The sequence below is a fragment of the Streptomyces sp. NPDC048185 genome, from assembly GCF_043202495.1.
Lineage (GTDB): Bacteria > Actinomycetota > Actinomycetes > Streptomycetales > Streptomycetaceae > Streptomyces.
Map to the genome: position 1 here is coordinate 728857 of NZ_JBIDAN010000001.1, position 19173 is coordinate 748029.

17 protein-coding genes are annotated in these 19173 nt (G+C 73.5%); 11 read left to right on the plus strand and 6 right to left on the minus strand.

Annotated elements, in window-relative coordinates:
• Positions 1-21: 21 nt before the first annotated feature.
• Positions 22-4377 carry a cation-translocating P-type ATPase gene (locus ACGF3H_RS03340; RefSeq protein WP_362488655.1) on the minus strand — a complete coding sequence of 1452 codons (4356 nt, stop codon included), beginning with the start codon at positions 4375-4377 and terminating at the stop codon, positions 22-24.
• 31 nt (positions 4378-4408) lie between these two features.
• Here ACGF3H_RS03340 and ACGF3H_RS03345 point away from each other — a divergent pair, with 31 nt between their 5' ends.
• Both ACGF3H_RS03345 and ACGF3H_RS03350 read left to right on the plus strand, forming a co-directional pair.
• Positions 4409-4783 carry a hypothetical protein gene (locus ACGF3H_RS03345; protein WP_362488657.1) on the plus strand — a complete coding sequence of 125 codons (375 nt, stop codon included), beginning with the start codon at positions 4409-4411 and terminating at the stop codon, positions 4781-4783.
• An 18-nt stretch (positions 4784-4801) separates the two neighbouring features.
• The gene (locus tag ACGF3H_RS03350) at positions 4802-5863 is read left to right on the plus strand and encodes a hypothetical protein (protein ID WP_362488659.1); all 1062 of its coding nucleotides are present in this window, start codon (positions 4802-4804) and stop codon (positions 5861-5863) included.
• Positions 5864-6103: 240 nt separating this feature from the next.
• Here the strand turns inward: ACGF3H_RS03350 and ACGF3H_RS03355 are convergent, their stop codons facing one another.
• Positions 6104-7033, minus strand: a complete 930-nt coding sequence (locus ACGF3H_RS03355) for a helix-turn-helix domain-containing protein (protein ID WP_362488661.1) — start codon at positions 7031-7033, stop codon at positions 6104-6106.
• Positions 7034-7134: 101 nt separating this feature from the next.
• On the opposite strand from ACGF3H_RS03355, the gene ACGF3H_RS03360 reads away from it, so the two are divergent.
• From ACGF3H_RS03360 to ACGF3H_RS03370, 3 genes are all read left to right on the plus strand, one after another.
• On the plus strand, positions 7135-8565 hold the full coding sequence (locus ACGF3H_RS03360; protein ID WP_362488663.1) for an MFS transporter: 1431 nt from the start codon (positions 7135-7137) through the stop codon (positions 8563-8565).
• An 83-nt stretch (positions 8566-8648) separates the two neighbouring features.
• Positions 8649-9794 (plus strand): serine hydrolase domain-containing protein, encoded by a 1146-nt coding sequence (locus ACGF3H_RS03365; protein ID WP_362488882.1) that lies wholly within the window; start codon positions 8649-8651, stop codon positions 9792-9794.
• A 144-nt stretch (positions 9795-9938) separates the two neighbouring features.
• Positions 9939-10991: a chitinase gene (locus tag ACGF3H_RS03370; protein ID WP_362488664.1), complete on the plus strand. Its 1053-nt coding sequence runs from the start codon at positions 9939-9941 to the stop codon at positions 10989-10991.
• A 102-nt stretch (positions 10992-11093) separates the two neighbouring features.
• On the opposite strand, the gene ACGF3H_RS03375 is transcribed toward ACGF3H_RS03370, so the two are convergent.
• Positions 11094-12476 carry a glycine--tRNA ligase gene (locus ACGF3H_RS03375; protein WP_362488666.1) on the minus strand — a complete coding sequence of 461 codons (1383 nt, stop codon included), beginning with the start codon at positions 12474-12476 and terminating at the stop codon, positions 11094-11096.
• Positions 12477-12626: 150 nt separating this feature from the next.
• Here ACGF3H_RS03375 and ACGF3H_RS03380 point away from each other — a divergent pair, with 150 nt between their 5' ends.
• From ACGF3H_RS03380 to ACGF3H_RS03395, 4 genes are read left to right on the plus strand one after another with little or no spacing between them, the layout of a single operon-like run.
• Positions 12627-13607, plus strand: coding sequence for a metal ABC transporter solute-binding protein, Zn/Mn family (locus tag ACGF3H_RS03380; protein ID WP_362488668.1), 981 nt, complete (start codon positions 12627-12629; stop codon positions 13605-13607).
• Positions 13608-13645: 38 nt separating this feature from the next.
• Positions 13646-14413 carry a metal ABC transporter ATP-binding protein gene (locus ACGF3H_RS03385; RefSeq protein ID WP_362488670.1) on the plus strand — a complete coding sequence of 256 codons (768 nt, stop codon included), beginning with the start codon at positions 13646-13648 and terminating at the stop codon, positions 14411-14413.
• Complete coding sequence (locus tag ACGF3H_RS03390; protein WP_362488672.1) at positions 14413-15315, plus strand: metal ABC transporter permease; 903 nt, start codon at positions 14413-14415, stop codon at positions 15313-15315. The genes ACGF3H_RS03385 and ACGF3H_RS03390 overlap by 1 nt, the downstream gene beginning before the upstream one ends.
• A 59-nt stretch (positions 15316-15374) precedes the next feature.
• A complete protein-coding gene (locus ACGF3H_RS03395; RefSeq protein ID WP_077798770.1) occupies positions 15375-15794 on the plus strand; it encodes a Fur family transcriptional regulator in 420 nt (139 codons plus the stop codon).
• A 58-nt stretch (positions 15795-15852) separates the two neighbouring features.
• On the opposite strand, the gene ACGF3H_RS03400 is transcribed toward ACGF3H_RS03395, so the two are convergent.
• The 3 genes from ACGF3H_RS03400 to ACGF3H_RS03410 are packed head-to-tail and all read right to left on the minus strand — an operon-like array spanning position 15853 to position 17750.
• Positions 15853-16704, minus strand: coding sequence for an isoprenyl transferase (locus ACGF3H_RS03400; protein WP_362488673.1), 852 nt, complete (start codon positions 16702-16704; stop codon positions 15853-15855).
• Positions 16705-16762: 58 nt separating this feature from the next.
• Entirely contained in the window at positions 16763-17512 is a 750-nt protein-coding gene (gene recO, locus ACGF3H_RS03405; RefSeq protein WP_362488675.1) for a DNA repair protein RecO, read from the minus strand.
• Positions 17513-17534: 22 nt separating this feature from the next.
• Positions 17535-17750 carry a hypothetical protein gene (locus tag ACGF3H_RS03410; RefSeq protein ID WP_362488676.1) on the minus strand — a complete coding sequence of 72 codons (216 nt, stop codon included), beginning with the start codon at positions 17748-17750 and terminating at the stop codon, positions 17535-17537.
• A 318-nt stretch (positions 17751-18068) separates the two neighbouring features.
• On the opposite strand from ACGF3H_RS03410, the gene ACGF3H_RS03415 reads away from it, so the two are divergent.
• Complete coding sequence (locus ACGF3H_RS03415; protein WP_362488680.1) at positions 18069-18899, plus strand: helix-turn-helix transcriptional regulator; 831 nt, start codon at positions 18069-18071, stop codon at positions 18897-18899.
• The gene (locus ACGF3H_RS03420; RefSeq protein WP_362488682.1) at positions 18881-19153 is read left to right on the plus strand and encodes a DUF397 domain-containing protein; all 273 of its coding nucleotides are present in this window, start codon (positions 18881-18883) and stop codon (positions 19151-19153) included. Before ACGF3H_RS03415 ends, ACGF3H_RS03420 begins: the two co-directional genes overlap by 19 nt.
• Positions 19154-19173: the final 20 nt, after the last annotated feature.

Below are 19173 nucleotides of genomic sequence, written 5' to 3' on the forward strand. Positions count from 1 at the left end.
GGCCCGACCCGCGCCCCGCCCTCACCTCATCGCCGAAGGCACCCGCGGCCAGTACCTCACCACCGCCGCCTCCACCCGCGGCAGCGCCCGCTGCCCCGTCAGCGCCAGCGCGATCGCCGCGGCCACGCCCGCCCAGGCCACCGGCCCCAGCGGCGTGCAGCCGAAGAGCTGGCTCGCCCCCGGCGTCTGCACCAGCACCACCAGCGCGGCGGCGGAACCGACGGACGTCACCTGCACCAGCCGGCTCCCGCGCCGGTCGGCGAGGGTCTGGGCCAGCTGCGTACCGACCACGGCGCACAGGGCCATGGTCGTCGAGCGCCGCCTCGTGCCCGGCGTGAAGCGGCCGAAGAGCCAGGCCGCGGTCGCCCCGAGCGCCGTGGTCATGGCCCGGTGCCGGATCTGCCGGATCAGCGGCGCGCCCAGCACCGCCGTACCGAGCGGCGCGCCCGCGTCGTCCTTCTCCTGCTCGGCGTCCCCCGTCTCCGTCACCGCCACGGCCATCGCCGGGAACAGGTCGGTGAAGAGGTTGACCAGCAGCATCTGGCGGGTGGACAGCGGGGCGGAACCGCCGAGGACGGTGCCGAGGATGCCGAAGCCGACCTCGCCCGCGTTGCCGCCGATCAGGATGGCGATGGCGTCGGCGACGCTGTGCCACAGCGCCCGGCCCTCCCGCACCGCCTCCACCAGCACCAGCAGGTCGTCGCCCGTGACGACCAGGTCGGCGGCGTTGCGCGCGGCGGCCGAACCGCGGGCGCTGATGCCGACGCCGATGTCGGCGGCGCGGATCGCCGCGGCGTCGTTGGCGCCGTCGCCGACCATGCCGACGACCCGCCCGGCGTCCCGCAGTGACTCCACGACCTGCAGTTTCTGCTCGGGCGCCACCCGGGCCACCACGTCCGCGTCGCGCAGCATCCGGGAGCGCGCCGAGCGGTCGGCGGCGGCGAGTTCGTCGCCGGTGACGACGACCGCGTCCTCGGGCCAGCCCAGGTCGACGGCGATGGCGCGGGCGGTCTGCGGATGGTCGCCGGTCAGCACCACGGGCCGTACGCCCGCCTCGCGCAGCCCGCGCACCAGCGCCGGGGACGTCTCGCGCGCCACGTCGGCGAGTGCGAGGAGCCCGGTGAACTCCAGCCCGGACAGCGGCTGTTCGAGCACGCCGGCCGCCCGTTCGCCGGTGCCGAGCGGCCGGCTCGCCACCGCGATGATGCGCAGTCCGGCACGGGCCAGGTCGTGCGCCGCCTCGGAGGCGTGCGACGGCAGGCCGGCGCAGGCGGGCAGCACGGTCTCGGGGGCGCCCTTGACGACCAGTACGGGGGCGCCGTCCGCGTCCCGGCCGACGGCGGCGGCGTAGCCGCGGGAGGTCTCGAAGGGCAGGCCCTCGTCCTGCGTCCACCCGGGGTCGGGCCCGGCGGCGTCCAGGACGGCCTCGTCGGTGGCGTGGGTCGGCCGGGCCCCGTCGCCGTCCAGCCGGGGGCAGGCGCGCGCGGCGACCCGTACGGCGCCGGCGGCGTCCGGGTCGCCCGCCCTGCGGACGGTGCCGTCGGCGCCCGCGACGCGGGTGAGCCGGAGCCTGTTCTCGGTGAGCGTGCCGGTCTTGTCGAAGCACACGGTGTCCATGCGGCCCAGGGCCTCCAGCGTGCGCGGGGTGCGCACCAGGACGCCGTGCCGGCTGAGCCGGCGGGCGGCCGCCAGCTGGGCCACCGTCGCCACCAGCGGCAGCCCTTCGGGCACGGCGGCCACCGCCACCGACACGCCACCGGAGACGGCCTGCCGGATCGGCGTGCCGCGCAGCAGCGAGAGACCGGTCACCGCCGCGCCGCCGGCCAGCGTCAACGGCAGTGCCTTGCGGGTCAGTTCCTGGAGCCTGGCCTGCACGCCCGCGGCGGACGGCGTCCGGGCGGCCAGCGCCACCGCCCGCGCGGCCTCGGTGTGCTCGCCGGTGTCCACGACGACGGCCCGCGCCCGGCCGGCCACCACGGTCGTGCCCTCGAAGACCATGCAGTGCCGCTCGGCCACGGGGGCCTTCGGCGCCGGGTCCACGCTCTTGTCCACCGGCAGCGACTCGCCGGTCAGCGCGGACTCGTCCACCTCCAGGCCGTCCTCCCACAGCAGCCGGGCGTCGGCGGGCACGACGTCGTCCGCCTTCAGCTCGATCACGTGCCCCGGGTGCAGCTTGGCGGCGTCCACGATCCGCGGCTCGCCCGCCGCAGGCGTATCCGCGCCCTCCACGGACGGCTCCGCGCCCTGCGCTCCGGGCTCCTCGCTCACCCGCGCCTTCTGCTTCTGTTCCGCGAGCAGCCCGGACAGCGCCCGTTCGGCCCGCAGCCGCTGGAAGCCGCCGACCAGCGCGTTGAGGTCCAGCGCGCCGACCACCAGCGCCGCGTCGACGACCGAGCCGAGGATCGCGGAGGCCGCCGAACCGACCGCCAGTACGGGGGTCAGCGGATCGTCCAGCTCGCCGCGCACGGCCCGGGCCAGCTGCCACGACCACCGCACCGGCGCCAGTGCCCGCACCCGGCCCGCCCGTTCGGCCACCTCGCGCACCCGGCCGGTGGCCTGCTCGACGACGGTCGGCTCGGGTTCGCCCTCGCGCTCCAGCCGGTCGCGTACGTCCGCCACGTCCAGCGTGTGCCATGCCACCCGCGGCCGGGGGTGCGGCGCACGGGCCACCGCCACGCCGAGGGCGGCGCGCGCCCCGGACAGCAGGGCCGCCGCCGCGCTCGCGTCGACCGGCGCGTGCCGCAGCCCGGGCAGCGGCGATCCGACGCCCCTGCCGCGCGCCTCGCCGACGGCGACCAGCAGCCCGGACAGCGCGGCACCGGCCCGGGCCAGCGTCTGCGAGCGGCTGCCGACCGCGCGGGCCGCCGGTACCGCCCGCAGCACCCGCCACACGTCGGCCAGACCGCGCGAGGCCAGCACGTCGGCGCCCCAGGCCACCGGGGTGTCCGCGTCGGCCAGCGCGATGGCCACGTCGCCGCCGAACAGCCCGGCGAGCACCGTCTCGTCGTCGCCGGGCAGGGGCCGTACGACGGTGATGACGCCGCCGCCCTCGGCGCGCAGTCCCTCCACCACGTCCCCGAGCGGGCGGCGGGCGCTGACGACCTGGTCCGCGAGGCCGGTGAAGTCGGCCAGCGCCGGGTCCTCCACCATCACCACGCGCAGCCCCGCGCGCCGCGCCGCGTCCAGGACGTCCTCGGTCCACGGGTCCGCCCCCGCGTTCGGGGTGCGCAGCGCGCTCGGGTGCAGGACGACCGTGCGGGTCATCTCCAGCTGCCGCAGCCGCTCCGGGTCGCGCACCAGCACCCCGGTGCGGGACAGTGCGGCGCTCAGTACGGCGTGGAAGGCGGCGGGACCGTAGCGCGCGGCCTTGGGCGAGCCGGCGAGCACCGCCTCCGCGGCCTCCGCCAGGTCGTGCTTGACGAGCAGGGTCGCCGCCGCGCCCGCCACGCTGCCGGTCGAGGCGTGGGTGGCGTAGTCGTGGGCCGGGGAGGTGCGCAGCGCAGGGCGCAGGGCGGGGTCGGCGGGCAGGCTGCCCCGGCCGGGGTCGCAGAGCCGGTCGTGCACGGCTTCGAAGGCCGCCGACCGGGCCACCGCCTCGCCCAGCTGGCAGGCGCGCACCGCGCCGTCGAGCACCAGCGAGGTCGGGCTCTGGCCCGCGCCGTGCGCGGCCGCGTTGGCGGCGGCCAGCGCCAGGTCCATGCGGTGGGGGCCGAGCCGCTCGCGCAGCCAGGCGCGGAACCTGGGGTTCTCGCGCAGCAGCGTCACCACGGCGGTCACCAGGCGGGGCGAGGGCGGCAGCCGCAGGGACGACGCGGTGAGGGCGGCGGCGATGCCGAGGACGTCGGCGCCGAGGGCCGTCGCCGCGACGCGCACGGCGACCGGGTCGCCGGGGTGGGCCAGCTCCTCGACCTCGTCGTCGGCGCGGGCCAGCCCGTGCTGCGCGGCGAGGTCGGTCGCGTGGTCCACGACCCGGTCGGTGAGTTCCTCCTCGGTGGCGGTCACCACCAGCCGGGCCAGCCCGTTGTCCCAGTAGGCGAGCGCCACGTCGGGGTGTTCGGCGAGGGCCGCCGCCACGCGGCGCGCGACGTGTTCCGTGCCGCCCGCGCGGTGGACCCTCTCGGCCGCGGCCGGCCGCAGCGCGATGTGCGCCCGGGGGCCGGCCCGCCAGTGGCGGGGGCCGCCCGGCAGTGCGGCGCGGGCGACCCGGGCCGCCCGCGCCGCGAAGTCCGCGCCGCGCACACCGGCCCGTGCGGTGCCCGCGGCCGCGCCGGCCGCCGCGCCCACGGCGGGTGCGGTGCCGCGCGCGACCAGGCGGGGCCCGGCCAGGACGATGCCGGCGAGGGCGCCTTGGGAACGCGTCAGAAGTCCACCGCCCATCGCTGCCTCTCAGTCCGCCTTCCGCGTGCGGGTGCCCGCGGCGCGCTTCGCGGGGGCGGACTTCCGCCCGGCCGCCCCGCCCGCGGAGCCCTTCGCGGGGCTGTTCGCGCTGGTCTTCGCGGCGGCGGACTTCCGCGCGGCGGTCCCCGTCGCCGCGGCCTTCGCCGCGCTGGTCTTCCCGGCGGCGGACTTCCGCGCGGCGGTGCCGGTGGCCGCGGCCTTCGCCGCGTTGGTCTTCCCGGCGGCGGACTTCCGCGCGGCGGTCCCCGTCGCCGCGGCCTTCGCCGCGCTGGTCTTCCCGGCGGCGGACTTCCGCGCGGCGGTCCCCGTCGCCGCGGCCTTCGCCGCGCTGGTCCTCCCGGCAGCCGACTTGCGCGCGGCGGTCCCCGTCGCCGAAGCCTTCTGAGCCGCTGCCTTGGTCGCCGTGCTCTTGCGCGCAACGGCCTTCTGCGCGGCGGACCGGGTGGCGGCGCTCTTCTGCGCGGCGGTCTCGGACGGCGTGGCCTTGTCCGCGACCGCCTTGGCGGCGGACTTCGCGGTGGCGGACTTCCGCGTGGCGGTGGCGGTCGCCGTGCTCTTGCGCGCGGCGGCACCCTTCCGTGCCGCGGCACTTGTGGTGGTGCCCTTCCGCACGGCGCTCCCGGTCGCGGTACCCCGCTGCGCGGCGACCCTGGCCGCACTGCCCTTCGCGACGGCCCCGGCCGACCCGGTCCCGGCCGCCTTCGTCCCGGCCGCCTTCGTCCCGGCCGACCTGCTCGACGCCGCCTTCCTCCCAGCCGCCCCAGTCGCGGACGACCCACTCCCGGCCGTCCCGCTCGCCGCCGCCTTCGTCCCGACCGCCCCTGTTCCGGCCGCCTTCCTCCCGGCCGCCCCAGTCGCGGACGACCCACTCCCGGCCGTCCCCGTCCCCGTCCCGGCCGTCCCCGTCGCGGCCGACCCGCCCGCCGCCGCTTTCCACCCGGGCGTCGCCGTTCCTGCCGTTCCCGTCGCGGTCGATCCGGTCCCGGCCGTCTTCGTCGCCGCCGCCCCGGTCCCAGCCGTCCCCGTCGCCGCCGACCCGGTCCCGGTCGTCTTCCTCGCCGCCGGCGCGCTCCGTGTCGACTTAGACGCGGCCGTCCTGCTCGCCGCCCTCTTCTCCGCCGCCGTCTTCCCCGCCGCCGTCCTGCTCGCCGCCCGCTTCGCCGCGGCGCTCTTCCTGGTGGCCCCGGCCTCCGTGGCGGCGCTCCTCGTCGCGGTCCTGGTCGCGGCGTTGCGCTGTGCGGCGACGCTGCCCGCGGACGCCGCGCTCCCGCCGGAGGCACCCGTGGCCGTCATGGCGTTCCGCTGCGCCGCCGTGCTGCCCGCGGTCCCCTCGGCGACCGCTGCCTCCGCCGCCTCCTCGGACCGCTCCTGCCGCGGACGCGTCAGCCACGCCACCGCCGCTCCGGTGACCGCCACCGGCCACTCCACCAAACCGGCGACGCCCAGCACCCCGGCGCCGGTGTAGACGACCAGCCGCCGCCCGCGCGGCGACACGGCCCCGATCATGTCCAGCGCGCCCTCGGCCGCACGGCCGACCGTCCCGGCGCCCGGCACCTTCCGCAGCACCGACGCGGCCGCGTGCAACGGCCGCGGGAGCGTCTGCGCCGACTTCTGCTCAGCCATGACTGTCCTCGCCCTGTGCGAACTGACGAAACCCTGGGAACATCACCTTCCGCACATCCCCGGGTTCCCGCACCTCGGGCGGTCATCCCGGCGATGCCGCTCCGCGCTCCAGGGCGATCGCGTGCAGCTTCTCCAGCCGCTCCCGCGAGGTCTCGTCGGCCGGCGCGTACGTCACCATGCGGGGCCCGGGCTCCGGTCCGAGCCACAGGTCGGTGTGGTCGACGCTGACCCGGCCCACGTACCGGTTGAGGAACTCCTTGCGCTTGCTGCGGTGGGAGACCACCTCGTACCGCTCCCAGGCCTCCCGGAACTGGGCGGACTCCGCCCGCAGCCGCTTCAGCAGCATCTTCCAGGCGGGCTCGGCGAGATGACCGGCCATCGTGGCGCGGAACCGGGCGGCCATCAGCCGCTGGGTCTCCTCCAGGTGGACGATGGAGGACCGCCAGTCGTCGTGGGTGAAGCACAGGATCATGCAGTTGCGGTCCTCGGGCGGCACCGCGTCCAGGTCGCACAGCAGCAGCCCGTAGGTGCGGTTGTGGGCGAGGATGTCGTACCGGCTGTTCTGCACGCACGCCGGGTACGGCTCGAACTGCTCGAGCAGGGCGCGCACCGCCGGCGAGATCGACGGGCAGACCGTCGCGGGGGTCGGGTCGACGGCCCCGGCCAGCTGGAAGAGGTGGGCGCGCTCGGTCGGGTCGAGCAGCAGCGCGCGGGCGAGGGCGTCGAGGACCTGCACGGAGACCTGGATGTCCCGGGCCTGCTCGAGCCACGTGTACCAGGTGACGCCGACGGCCGAGAGCTGGGCGACCTCCTCGCGGCGCAGCCCCGGTGTGCGCCGCCGGCGTCCGCGGGGCAGCCCGACCTTCTCGGGGGCGATGCGTTCGCGGCGGCTGCGCAGGAAGGCGGCGAGTTCGTGCCGCCGGACCTGCGACGCCCCCTCCGGGGGCCGTGCCTGTGCGGCGGCCGCCGCCCTGACCGCCGTCCCCGCGCTCTCCTGAGCCGTCGTCGTCATGTCTCCAGGGTGCCGCCCGCCGCATCCTGTTGCCAGGTGTTCCTTGTACCAGGACAAGGAGACTCTGGTACCGGTCTGGGGAGCGTCGCAGTCTCGGTGACGTGACCGAAACCATCACTTCACGTCCCGTCCGTCCGGCGGCCTCGGCGCCTCCCGCGCTGAGCGGCCCCGGGCTGTTCACGGTGCTGCTGGGCGCGGCACTCCCCCTCGTCGACTTCTTCATCGTCAACGTCGCCCTGCCCTCCATCGGCACCGACCTCTCCGCCGGCGAGTCGGTCCTCGAACTCGTCGTCGCCGGGTACGGGGTGGCCTACGCCGTCCTGCTGGTCCTCGGCGGGCGGCTCGGCGACCTGTTCGGCCGGCGGCGGATGTTCCTCGGCGGTATGGCCGCCTTCGGCCTGACCTCGCTGGCGTGCGGCCTCGCGCCGGACGCCTGGACGCTGGTGGCGGCGCGGGTGGCGCAGGGCGCCTCGGCCGCCGCGATGCTGCCGCAGGTGCTGGCCACCGTCCAGGCGACCACCTCCGGTGCCCGGCGGGCCCGGGCCATGGGCCTGTACGGGGCCACGGCCGGCCTGTCGATGGTGGCCGGCCAGATCCTCGGCGGCGTGCTGGTGGCCGCCGACGTCGCGGGCACCGGCTGGCGTTCCGTCTTCCTGGTGAACGTCCCCGTCGTGCTGGTGGGTCTGCTGCTGGCCGCCCGCGCGGTCCCGGAGACCCGCTCGGCGCGTCCGGAGCCGGTGGACGGCCCGGGCACGGTCCTGCTGGCCGCCTCGCTCCTCACGCTGCTGGTCCCGCTGACCGAGGGCCGCGCGGCGGGCTGGCCGCTGTGGACGTGGCTGTCGCTCGCCGCGTTCCCGTTCGTGGCGGCGGCGTTCTACGCGGTGGAGCGCCGGGCGGACCGCGCGGGCCGTACGCCGCTGGTGCCGCCGAGCCTGTTCGCGCTGACCTCGCTGCGGCGCGGACTGCTGCTGATCGTGCCGTTCTCGGTCGGCTTCAGCGGTTTCATGTTCGTCATCGCGGTCGCGCTGCAGCAGGGCGCGGGCCTCGGCCCGGTGGCGGCGGGGACGGCGCTGGCGCCGCTGGCGGTGGTCTTCTTCTTCGTCTCCCTCGCCGGCCCCCGGCTGGTCGCCCGGTACGGCACCCGTGTGGTGCCGGCGGGTGCCGTGCTCCAGGGCGTGGGCCTGGCCCTGATGGCGCTGGCCGCCTGGCGTTCCTGGCCGGACCTCGGCCTGGTCGAGCTCATGCCGGGCGCGGCGGTGGCCGGGGCCGGGCAGGCGCTCCAGCTCCCCGTGGTGTTCCGGGTCGTCCTGTCGGAGGTGCCGCCCGCCCGTGCGGGCGTCGGCAGCGGCGTCATGATGACCACGCAGCAGTCGTCGCTGGCGCTCGGGGTGGCCGTCCTCGGCACGCTGTTCCTGTCCCTGGTGCCCGGCCACGGCATGCGGGACGCGCTGGTGACGACGCTGCTGGTCCAGTTGGCGGCGGTGGCGCTGACGGGGTTGCTGAGCCTGCGGCTGCCGCGGACGATCGGCTGAGGCGGCCGGCCGCCGATGAGTTCCGCACGCGACCGGAGTCGTCACCGCGACAACGACGAACCGGAGGCCCGCCCATGAACGACGTGAGCGCACTGCGCACCACCCTGCGACGGCACGTGGACGACGGCACGGTGCCGGGCGCCGTGGCGCTGGTGGCCCGCGGCGACGACGTGGAAGCGGTGGCCGTGGGCCACGTGGACACCGACGGCACCGCCCCCATGGCACGGGACACCCTGTTCCGGATCGCGTCGCTGACGAAGCCGGTCGTGGCCGCGGCCGTGCTGACACTGGTCGACGACGGGCTGCTGGGGCTGGACGACCCGGTGGACGCGTGGCTGCCGGAGCTGGCGAAGCCGATGGTGCTGCGTACCCCGTCCGCCGCCCTGGACGACGTGGTGCCGGCCGAGCGTGCGATCACCGTCGAGGACCTGCTCAGCTCCCGGGCGGGCTGGGGCTTCCCGTCGGACTTCTCGCTGCCCGGCGTGCAGGCGCTGTTCGCGGCGCACCAGGGCGGGCTCGAACCCCGGCGGGCACCGGAGCCGGACGCGTGGCTGGCGGGCCTGGCCCGGGTGCCGCTGCTGTACCAGCCGGGGGCGGCCTGGCTGTACAACACCTGCTCCGACCTGCAGGGCGTGCTGATCGCCCGGGTCACCGGGCGGCCGCTGCCGGACGTCCTGGCGGAGCGCCTGCTGGAGCCGGTGGGCATGAAGGACACCGCGTTCGAGGTGCCGCCCGCGAAGCGGGACCGCTTCACGACCCTGTACACGCCCACCCCCGAGGGCACCCTCGAAGTGGCCGACTCGCCCGACGGGCAGTGGAGTTCGGTGCCCCCGTTCCCCTCCGGGGCGGGCGGGCTGGTCTCGACGGCGGACGACTGGCTGGCCTTCGCGCGCATGCTGCTCGCGGAGGGCGCGGTGGACGGCCGGCGGGTCCTTTCCGCCGCCGCGGTCCGGCGCATGACCACCGACCGGCTGACGGCCGGACAGCGCGAGGCCGGGCGTCTGTTCCTTCTCGGCCAGGGCTGGGGCTACGGCGCTCAGGTCGACGTGGACCGGAGCGAGCCGTGGAACGTGCCGGGCCGCTACGGCTGGGTCGGCGGCAGCGGCACCTCCGCCCACCTGGTGCCCGCCGACGGGACGACGGCGATCCTGCTCACCCAGGTGGCCATGACGGGCCCGGACCCGACGCCGCTGATGCGGGCCTTCTGGCGGTGCGCGGCCGGCGTCTGACGACCGGACCTGCCGGACGCGTACGTCGGGGTCAGGACGTCTCCACGTCCTGACCCCGACGCGGTCCGCCCTCCCTTGACGAATGGTCTGGACCAGAGGATTGTCATGCCTGCGCCACCTCACCCCACACAGGAGGCAAGCCGCATGATCCGCCGCCGATTCAGCCTGTTCGCCGCCGCACTCGCGGCCGTCGTCCTCACTCCCCTGACAGCCGCCGGCTCGTCCGCCGCCCCCGCCGCCGACACCTGCGCCGTGAAGTCGAAGCCCACCGGCAAGGTCCTCCAGGGCTACTGGGAGAACTGGGACGGCGCCGCCAACGGCGTCCACCCGCCCTTCGGCTGGACCCCGGTCACCGACTCCCGCATCGCCGCGCACGGTTACAACGTGCTCAGCGCGGCCTTCCCGGTCATCCGCTCGGACGGAACGGCCCTGTGGGAGGACGGCATGGACACGGGCGTCAAGGTGGCGACGCCCGCGGAGATGTGCGCGGCCAAGGCGGCCGGGCAGACGATCCTGCTCTCCATCGGCGGCGCGACGGCCGGGATCGACCTCAACTCGACCGCCGTGGCCGACCGTTTCGTCGAGACGATCGTGCCGATCCTGAAGAAGTACAACTTCGACGGCATCGACATCGACATCGAGACCGGTCTGACCGGCAGCGGCAGCATCAGCCAGTTGTCCGCCTCGCAGGCCAACCTGATCCGCATCATCGACGGGGTCCTGGCCCGCATGCCCTCGAACTTCGGCCTGACCATGGCCCCGGAGACCGCCTACGTCACCGGCGGCAGCGTGGTCTACGGCTCGATCTGGGGCGCGTACCTGCCCGTCATCAAGAAGTACGCCGACAACGGCCGCCTGTGGTGGCTGAACATGCAGTACTACAACGGCAGCATGTACGGCTGCTCCGGCGACTCCTACGCCGCCGGCACCGTGCAGGGCTTCACCGCGCAGACCGACTGCCTGAACAAGGGCCTGGTCGTCCAGGGCACCACGATCCGCGTCCCCTACGACAAGCAGGCCCCGGGCCTGCCCGCCCAACCGGGCGCGGGCGGCGGGTACATGACCCCGTCCCAGGTCGCCCAGGCCTGGAACCACTACAACGGCGCCCTCAAGGGCCTGATGACCTGGTCCCTCAACTGGGACGGCTCGAAGAACTGGTCCTTCGGCGACAACGTGAGGTCCCTGCAGCGCCGCTGACGTGACAACGCCCACCCTCCGGCCGACCGAGTCGGACGGAGGGTGGGCGAAGGCCGGGGGTCCAGGGGGGCGGAGCCCCCTGCTGCCTCGACCGGACGAACGTCAGCAGCCGACCAGCCGAGCGGCGAGGTAGCCCTCGATCTGGTCCAGCGACACGCGCTCCTGCTTCATGGTGTCCCGCTCCCGGACGGTCACCGCGTTGTCGTCCAGCGTGTCGAAGTCGACGGTGACGCAGAACGGCGTACCGATCTCGTCCTGGCGACGGTAGCGGCGCCCGATCGCACCGGCGTCGTCGAACTCGATGTTCCAGTTCTGCCGCAGCGCCTGCGCGAGCCCCTTCGCCTTCGGCGACAGCTCCGGGTTGCGGGACAGCGGCAGCACCGCGACCTTCACCGGCGCCAGGCGCGGGTCGAGGCGCAGCACGGTGCGCTTCTCCATCTTGCCCTTGGCGTTGGGCGCCTCGTCCTCGACGAACGCGTCGAGCAGGAAGGCGAGCATCGCCCGGCCGACACCGGCCGCCGGCTCGATGACGTACGGCGTCCAGCGCTCGCCGGCCTCCTGGTCGAAGTAGGAGAGGTCCTGGCCGGAGGCCTTGGAGTGCGCGCCGAGGTCGTAGTCGGTGCGGTTGGCGACACCCTCGAGCTCGCCCCACTCGCTGCCGCCGAACTGGAAGCGGTACTCGATGTCGGCGGTGCGCTTGGAGTAGTGGGAGAGCTTCTCCTTGGGGTGCTCGTACCAGCGCATGTTCTCTTCACGCATGCCGAGGCCGGTGTACCAGTTCCAGCGCTGCTCCATCCAGTACTCCTGCCACTTCTCGTCCTCGCCCGGCTTGACGAAGAACTCCATCTCCATCTGCTCGAACTCGCGGGTGCGGAAGATGAAGTTGCCGGGCGTGATCTCGTTGCGGAAGGACTTGCCCATCTGGGCGATGCCGAACGGCGGCTTGCGGCGCGAGGTGGTCTGCACCTGGGCGAAGTTGGTGAAGATGCCCTGGGCGGTCTCGGGCCGCAGGTAGGCGACGGAGCCGCTGTCCTGGGTCGGGCCGAGGTGGGTGGAGAGCAGACCGGAGAACTGCTTGGGCTCGGTGAAGGTGCCCTTGTTGCCGCAGTTGGGGCAGTTGAGGTCGGCGAGGCCGTTCTCGGGGGCGTGGCCCTTCTTCTCCTCGTACGCCTCCTCCAGGTGGTCCGCGCGGAACCGCTTGTGGCAGGAGGTGCACTCGGTCAGCGGGTCCGTGAAGGTGGCGACGTGACCGGAGGCGACCCAGACCTCGGGGGCCAGGATCACGGAGGAGTCGAGACCGACGACGTCCTCGCGCGAGGTCACCATGTAGCGCCACCACTGGCGCTTGAGGTTCTCCTTGAGCTCGACACCCAGCGGACCGTAGTCCCAGGCGGCGCGCTGGCCGCCGTAGATCTCACTGCAGGGGAATACGAAGCCACGGCGCTTGCTCAGGCTGACGATGGTGTCGATCTTGTCGGCGGCCACGGTGCTCTCTTCATTACGACGACGGGCGACGAAGCGAGATGCTTCCAGAGAATTGCCTCAGGTTACCGGCGCGGGACGCCCCCCGGCCAAATCGGGGGCCGTTCGAGAGCTTGTTGACAACGGTTTCCAGATTTGTTGAAAATGAGTGTCATGAACGTACGACGACGCCGCATATCCGGCATAGCGGTCACCGCGGCCACCGCACTCGGTCTGGGCACCCTCTCGGCCTGCTCCGGCGACAGCGTGGCGGCGGGCAACACGGACAAGTTCGACGTCGTCGCGTCGTTCTACCCGATGGCCTTCCTCGCCGAGCAGATCGGCGGGGACCACGTCAACGTCACCAGCCTCACCGGTCCCGGCCAGGAGCCGCACGACCTCGAGGTCAGCACCAAGCAGCGGGCGCAGCTCGAGGAGTCCGACGCGGCGCTCTACCTAGCGGGCCTGCAGCCCGCCGTCGACGAGGCCGTCACCCAGTCCGGGATCGGGACGAAGATCGACGCCGCCTCCCTGACCTCCCTGGAGGAGCACGGCAACGAGGTCGGCGGCCACGCGGCCGAGCACGACCACGCGGCCGAGGAGGACGGCCACGACCACGGCGGGGAGACCGGCGGCAAGGACCCCCACATCTGGCTCGACCCGGTGAAGTACGCCGAGGTCGCCGAGGGTGTCGGCAAGGCCTTCGAGAAGGCCGACCCCGACCACGCCGCCGACTACGGGAAGAACACCGCGGCCCTGGTCAAGAGGCTCGGCGACCTGAACACGGCGTTCGAGACGGGGCTGAAGGACACGAAGACCAAGGTCTTCATCACCACGCACGCCGCCTTCGGCTACCTCGCCGAGCGCTACGGCCTCACCGAGGAGGCCATCAGCGGCCTCGACCCCGAGTCCGAGCCCAGCGCCGCCCGGATCAAGGACCTCGAGAAGATGGCCGCCGCCGACGGCGTCTCCACCGTCTTCTACGAGACGCTCGTCAGCGACAGGACCGCGAAGACCGTCGCCAAGGACGCGAACCTCAGGACCGACGTCCTCGACCCGCTCGAGGGCATCACCGGCCGGTCCCGGGGCGACGACTACTTCCAGGTCATGGAGGCCAATCTCAAGGCCCTCCAGACGGCCCTGGGTGCCAAGTGACCGACCGGACAGACCGGACCGACCGAACGGAGGACGGCATGACCGAGTCCGTCATCTCACTGCGCGGCGTCCGCGCCGACCTCGGCTCGCGCCCCGTCCTGCGCGGCATCGACCTCACCGTGCGCCGCGGCGAGGTCGTGGCCCTGCTCGGCGCCAACGGCTCGGGCAAGTCCACGGCCGTGCGCACGATCATCGGCCAGGTGGCGCCCGTCGCCGGCGAGATCGAGCTGTTCGGCACCCCGCGGCGCCGGTTCCGCGACTGGGCCCGCGTGGGCTACGTCCCGCAGCGCACCACGGCCGCGGGCGGCGTGCCCGCCACGGTGACCGAGGTCGTCTCCTCCGGCCGGCTCTCGCGCGCCCGCTTCGGCGTGCTGCGCAGGGCCGACCACGAGGCGGTGCGCCGGGCCCTCGACCTGGTCGGTATGGCGGACCGGGCCAAGGACTCCGTGAACGCCCTCTCCGGCGGCCAGCACCAGCGGGTGCTGATCGCCCGCGCGCTCGCCTCCGAACCCGAGCTGCTGATCATGGACGAGCCGATGGCGGGCGTCGACCTGGCCAGCCAGGAGGTCCTCGCCGCCACGCTGCGCGAGCAGGTCGCGGCCGGCACCACCGTCCTCCTCGTCCTGCACGAGCTGGGCCCGCTGGAGCCCCTGATCGACCGGGCCGTCGTCCTGCGCGACGGCTGCGTCCTGCACGACGGCCCGCCCCCGGAGGCCGTCGGTCAGCACGCGCTGCCCGGCCACGACCACGTACACCCGCACGCACCCGCGGGCGCCGAACCGATCCGCACGGGACTGCTGAGCTGATGGAACTCCTGAACTACGCCTTCATGCAGCGGGCGCTGCTGGCGGCCGTCCTGGTCGGCATCACCGCCCCCGCCGTCGGCATCTACCTCGTCCAGCGCCGCCAGGCCCTCATGGGCGACGGCATCGGCCACGTGGCCATGACCGGCGTCGGCCTCGGCTTCCTGCTCTCCTGGTCCCCGGTGTGGATGGCGACCCTGGTCTCCGTCCTCGGCGCCGTGCTCATGGAGCTGATCCGCTGGTACGGCCGCACCCGCGGCGACATCGCCCTCGCCATGCTCTTCTACGGCGGCATGGCCGGCGGCGTGATGTTCATCAACCTCGCGCCGACGGGCTCCAACGCCAACCTCACCTCGTACCTGTTCGGCTCGCTGTCGACGGTCTCCGAGTCCGACGTGACCGCGATCTGCGTCCTGGCCGCCTTCGTGGTCCTGGTCACGCTGGGGCTGCGCCGCCAGCTGTTCGCGGTCAGCCAGGACGAGGAGTTCGCCCGGGTCACCGGCCTGCCGGTGCGCGCGCTGAACCTGCTGACCGCGGTCACGGCCGCGGTCACGGTGACGGTCGCGATGCGCGTCGTCGGCCTGCTGCTGGTGTCCGCGCTGATGGTGGTCCCGGTGGCCGCCGCCCAGCAGCTCAGCCGCAGCTTCGCCGCGACCTTCGCGATCGCCGTCGCGATCGGCGTGACCGTGACCATCGGCGGCACGGTGACGTCCTACTACCAGGACGTGCCGCCCGGCGCGACCATCGTGCTCCTCACCATCGGAGCGTTCGTCGTGCTGACCGCGCTGGCCACCCCCCTGGCCCGGCGACGCGCGCGGGCGGCCGCCCTCGCCCGGTCCGCCGGGGACCCGGCAGAGTGCAGGATTCCGGCCTCCCGGGGGTCCGGCGACGAAGTCGGAGCCTGACCGCTGACAGCCCGGGCTGGCACAATGGCCCCGGCAGTGCAGACGTGAGGAGGCACCCCGTGACGACCGCTGGACCGCCCGTGAAGGGCCGCGCCACCCGGCAGCGGGCCGCCGTGGCGGCGGCCCTCCAGGAGGTCGAGGAGTTCCGCAGCGCGCAGGAGCTCCACGACATGCTCAAACACAAGGGCGACTCGGTGGGGCTCACCACGGTCTACCGCACCCTGCAGTCCCTCGCCGACGCCGGCGAGGTCGACGTCCTGCGCACCGCGGAGGGCGAGTCCGTCTACCGCCGCTGCTCCAGCGACGACCACCATCACCACCTGGTGTGCCGGGTCTGCGGCAAGGCGGTCGAGGTCGAGGGCCCCGCGGTGGAGAAGTGGGCGGAGGCCATCGCCGCCGAGCACGGCTACGTCAACGTGGCGCACACCGTGGAGATCTTCGGCACCTGCGCGGACTGCGCGAGTGCCTCCGGCGGCTGAGCCGCCGAGGGCCCGGGGCCGAGCCCCGGGCCCCCTCATCGGCCTGACGGCCTCGTCCTCAGACGCCGGACGGGCTGGAGCCTTCCGTCCGGCCCTCCATGGCCAGCAGTTCCTCGTTGGGGATCGCGCCGCCGAAGCGGCGGTCCCGGGAGGCGAACTCCAGGCACGCGCGCCACAGGTCACGCCGGTCGAAGTCCGGCCACAGCACGTCCTGGAAGACCATCTCGGCGTACGCGCTCTGCCAGATCAGGTAGTTGGACGTCCGCTGCTCCCCGCTCGGCCGCAGGAACACGTCCACGTCCGGCATGTCCGGGTAGTACAGGTACTTCGCGAGGGTCTTCTCGTTGACCTTGGACGGGTCGAGCTTCCCGGCCCGCACGTCCTCGGCGAGGGCCTGCGCCGCGTCGGCGATCTCCGCGCGGCCGCCGTAGTTCATGCAGAAGTACAGCGTGAGCCGGTCGTTGTCCTTGGTCTGCTCCTGGGCGACCTGGAGCTCCTTGGCCACCGACTTCCACAGCCTGGGCATCCGCCCCGCCCAGCGCACCCTCACCCCGAGCTCGTCGAGGGTGTCGCGGGACTTGCGGATGAAGTCGCGGTTGAAGTTCATCAGGAAGCGCACCTCCTCCGGCGAGCGCTTCCAGTTCTCGGTGGAGAAGGCGTACAGGGAGATGTTCCCGACGCCGATCTCGATCGCTCCCTGCAGGACGTCCATGACCTGCTCGGCACCGACCTTGTGCCCCTCGGTGCGCGGCAGCCCGCGCTCCTTGGCCCAGCGTCCGTTGCCGTCCATGACGATCGCCACATGCTCCGGCACCAGCTCGCCGAGCTTCGGCGGCCGCGCGCCGGACGGGTGCGGCTCCGGCGTCCTGTACTCCCGGCGCTGACGCCCCAGGAAACCGCGTACGGCCATGTGTCTCTCGTCTCCTCGTGCTCTGCCTGTGTCGTGCTCGGCCTGTGTCCAGGACCGTCTAGGACTTCTCGACGTACCGCAGGGAACGCAGGCCGCGCTCCAGGTGCCAGTGCAGGTACGCGGACACCAGCCCGCTTCCCTCCCGGACGTACCGCGCCTCGCAGGCGTCCGCGGTCCCCCAGTCTCCCGTGAGCAGCGCGCCGAGCAGTTCGAGGGCCTGTGGCGAGGGTACGACGCTGCCGGGCACCCGGCAGTCGGCGCAGACGGAACCGCCCGATCCGACCGAGAAGAACCGGTTGGGTCCCGGCATGCCGCACTTCGCGCAGTCCCCGAAGGTCGGCGCGTACCCGTTCACGGCGAGGGAACGCAGCAGGAACGCGTCCAGGACCAGGTTCGGCGCGTGCTCGCCCCGGGCGAGGGTGCGCAGCGCACCGACCAGCAGCAGGTACTGCTGCACGGCCGGCTCGCCCTCGTGGTCCGTGAACCGCTCGGCGGTCTCCAGCATGGCCGTCCCGGCGGTGTACCGGCCGTAGTCCGTGACGATCCCGCCGCCGTACGGCGCGATGGTCTCGCTCTGCGTGCACAGCGGCAGCCCGCGCCCGACCAGCTCGCTGCCCTTCGAGAAGAACTGCACGTCCACGTGCGAGAACGGCTCCAGCCGCGCCCCGAACTTCGACTTCGTGCGCCGCACCCCACGCGCCACGGCGCGTACGCGTCCGTGACCGCGCGTGAGCAAGGTGATGATCCGGTCCGCCTCACCCAGCTTCTGGGTGCGCAGCACGATGCCGTCGTCGCGGAACAGACTCATGGGGTCCATTCTCGCGCATGCCTCAAGGCACCTCGCCACGACTTCGTGCGTTGGTGTACGCGGTCGCCGCGCTGAGCCGCTCGGCCGGGGTGGCGTGGCGTACGTCACCCGGCTCGGCGTCCCACTCGCGGCCCCCGCCGAACGGCCGCAGCTGGACGTACGGGCCCTCGTGCCCCATGACGATGCCGACCCGTCCGGTGCGGGTGTCGACCGCGTAGGAACCGATCGCCGGCATCATCGCAGCACCGCCGCGAGCCGCCGCGCGGTCTCCACGGAACATCGCCCCAATTCGATGAGTGGACAAGGTGCCTCCCGTGCGAGACTCACCGGGTCGATCCCGAGTGACGGCAGGGAAATTCCGGCCTTCACGAGTGCCGCGCGCAATTCTTTCACCGTGTCCTCCGCTTCTTCGGCGCAGTGCGCCGAGTGTGTTGGCTCCACCGTGTTCCCCTCCTGTTTCCTGTTTCACTCTTCGCACCTCCAGCATGCCCTTCCGCACCTACACTCAGCAGGAGTCTGTGCACTACAAGTGCAGGTCAGCGCAGGGGGTTTGGTCATGGCCAATGGTTCACGGCAGGCGGCCTGGGAGTTCTTCGGCACGGAACTCAAGCGGCGTCGGGAGGACGCCGGGATCACCCAAGTGGAGCTGGGGTCACGCGTATTCGTGTCCGGCGGCTACATCGGCCAGTTCGAACAGGCGATTCGCAAACCACAGTTGGACGTGGCACAGCGGATCGACGGGGTACTGCAAACCGACGGTATTTTCGAGCGACTGTGCCGGAAGCTGATCGATGACCCGCGGTATGCGGATTACTTCGCGGGGGTGGTGGAGCTGGAGCGGATGGCCGTGGCCATCCTCGACTTCGAGCCGTCCGTCGTCCCGGGACTCCTTCAGACACCGGACTACGCGAGGGCGCTCACTTTGGCCACGCATCCCTTCGCGACCGACGAGTACGTCGAAGACCGGGTCACCGCCCGTATGGAGCGGTCACGGATTCTGGACGACGCTACAAGGCCGGTGTACTGGGTCGTCGTGCACGAAGCCGTGCTCCGCGTCACCGTCGGCGGCCCCAAGGTGACGGCACAGGCTCTGGAGAACCTGGCTACGCTGGCCGGCCAGCGGAAGGTGCTGCTCCAGGTGTTCCCGTTCTCGGCGGGAGCACCCGCCAACAACGGATCCCTGCGCCTCATGGAGTTCGAGGACGCGCCGCCCACCGCTTATACAGAGACGTCGTTTTCGGGAAGCCTCCTGGACGACCCGGCGGTGGTGAAGCGGGCACGCCGAGCCTACGATCTGCTCAGGGGCGCCGCGCTGTCGCCGGAGGCGTCCCTCGCCCTGGTCCAATCGGCGGCTGAGGACTTCAGACGATGCGTGAGTACGACCTGAGCGGCGCCCGCTGGCGCAGGAGCCCCTACAGCAACGGCGACGGCGGCAACTGCGTCGAGGTCGCATACGACTTCCCCGGCGCCGCCCGCTGGCGCAAGAGCAGCTACAGCAACGGCAGCGGCGGAGACTGCGTCGAGGTCGCCCACGGCGTCCCCGGGGTCGTGCCCGTGCGGGACAGCAAGGTGGGCGACGGGTCCGTGGTCCTCGTCGGGCCGGCCGCCTGGGGGGCGTTCGTCAGGGGTCTGCTGGGGTAAACCCCAAGGCGTTTCAGGTT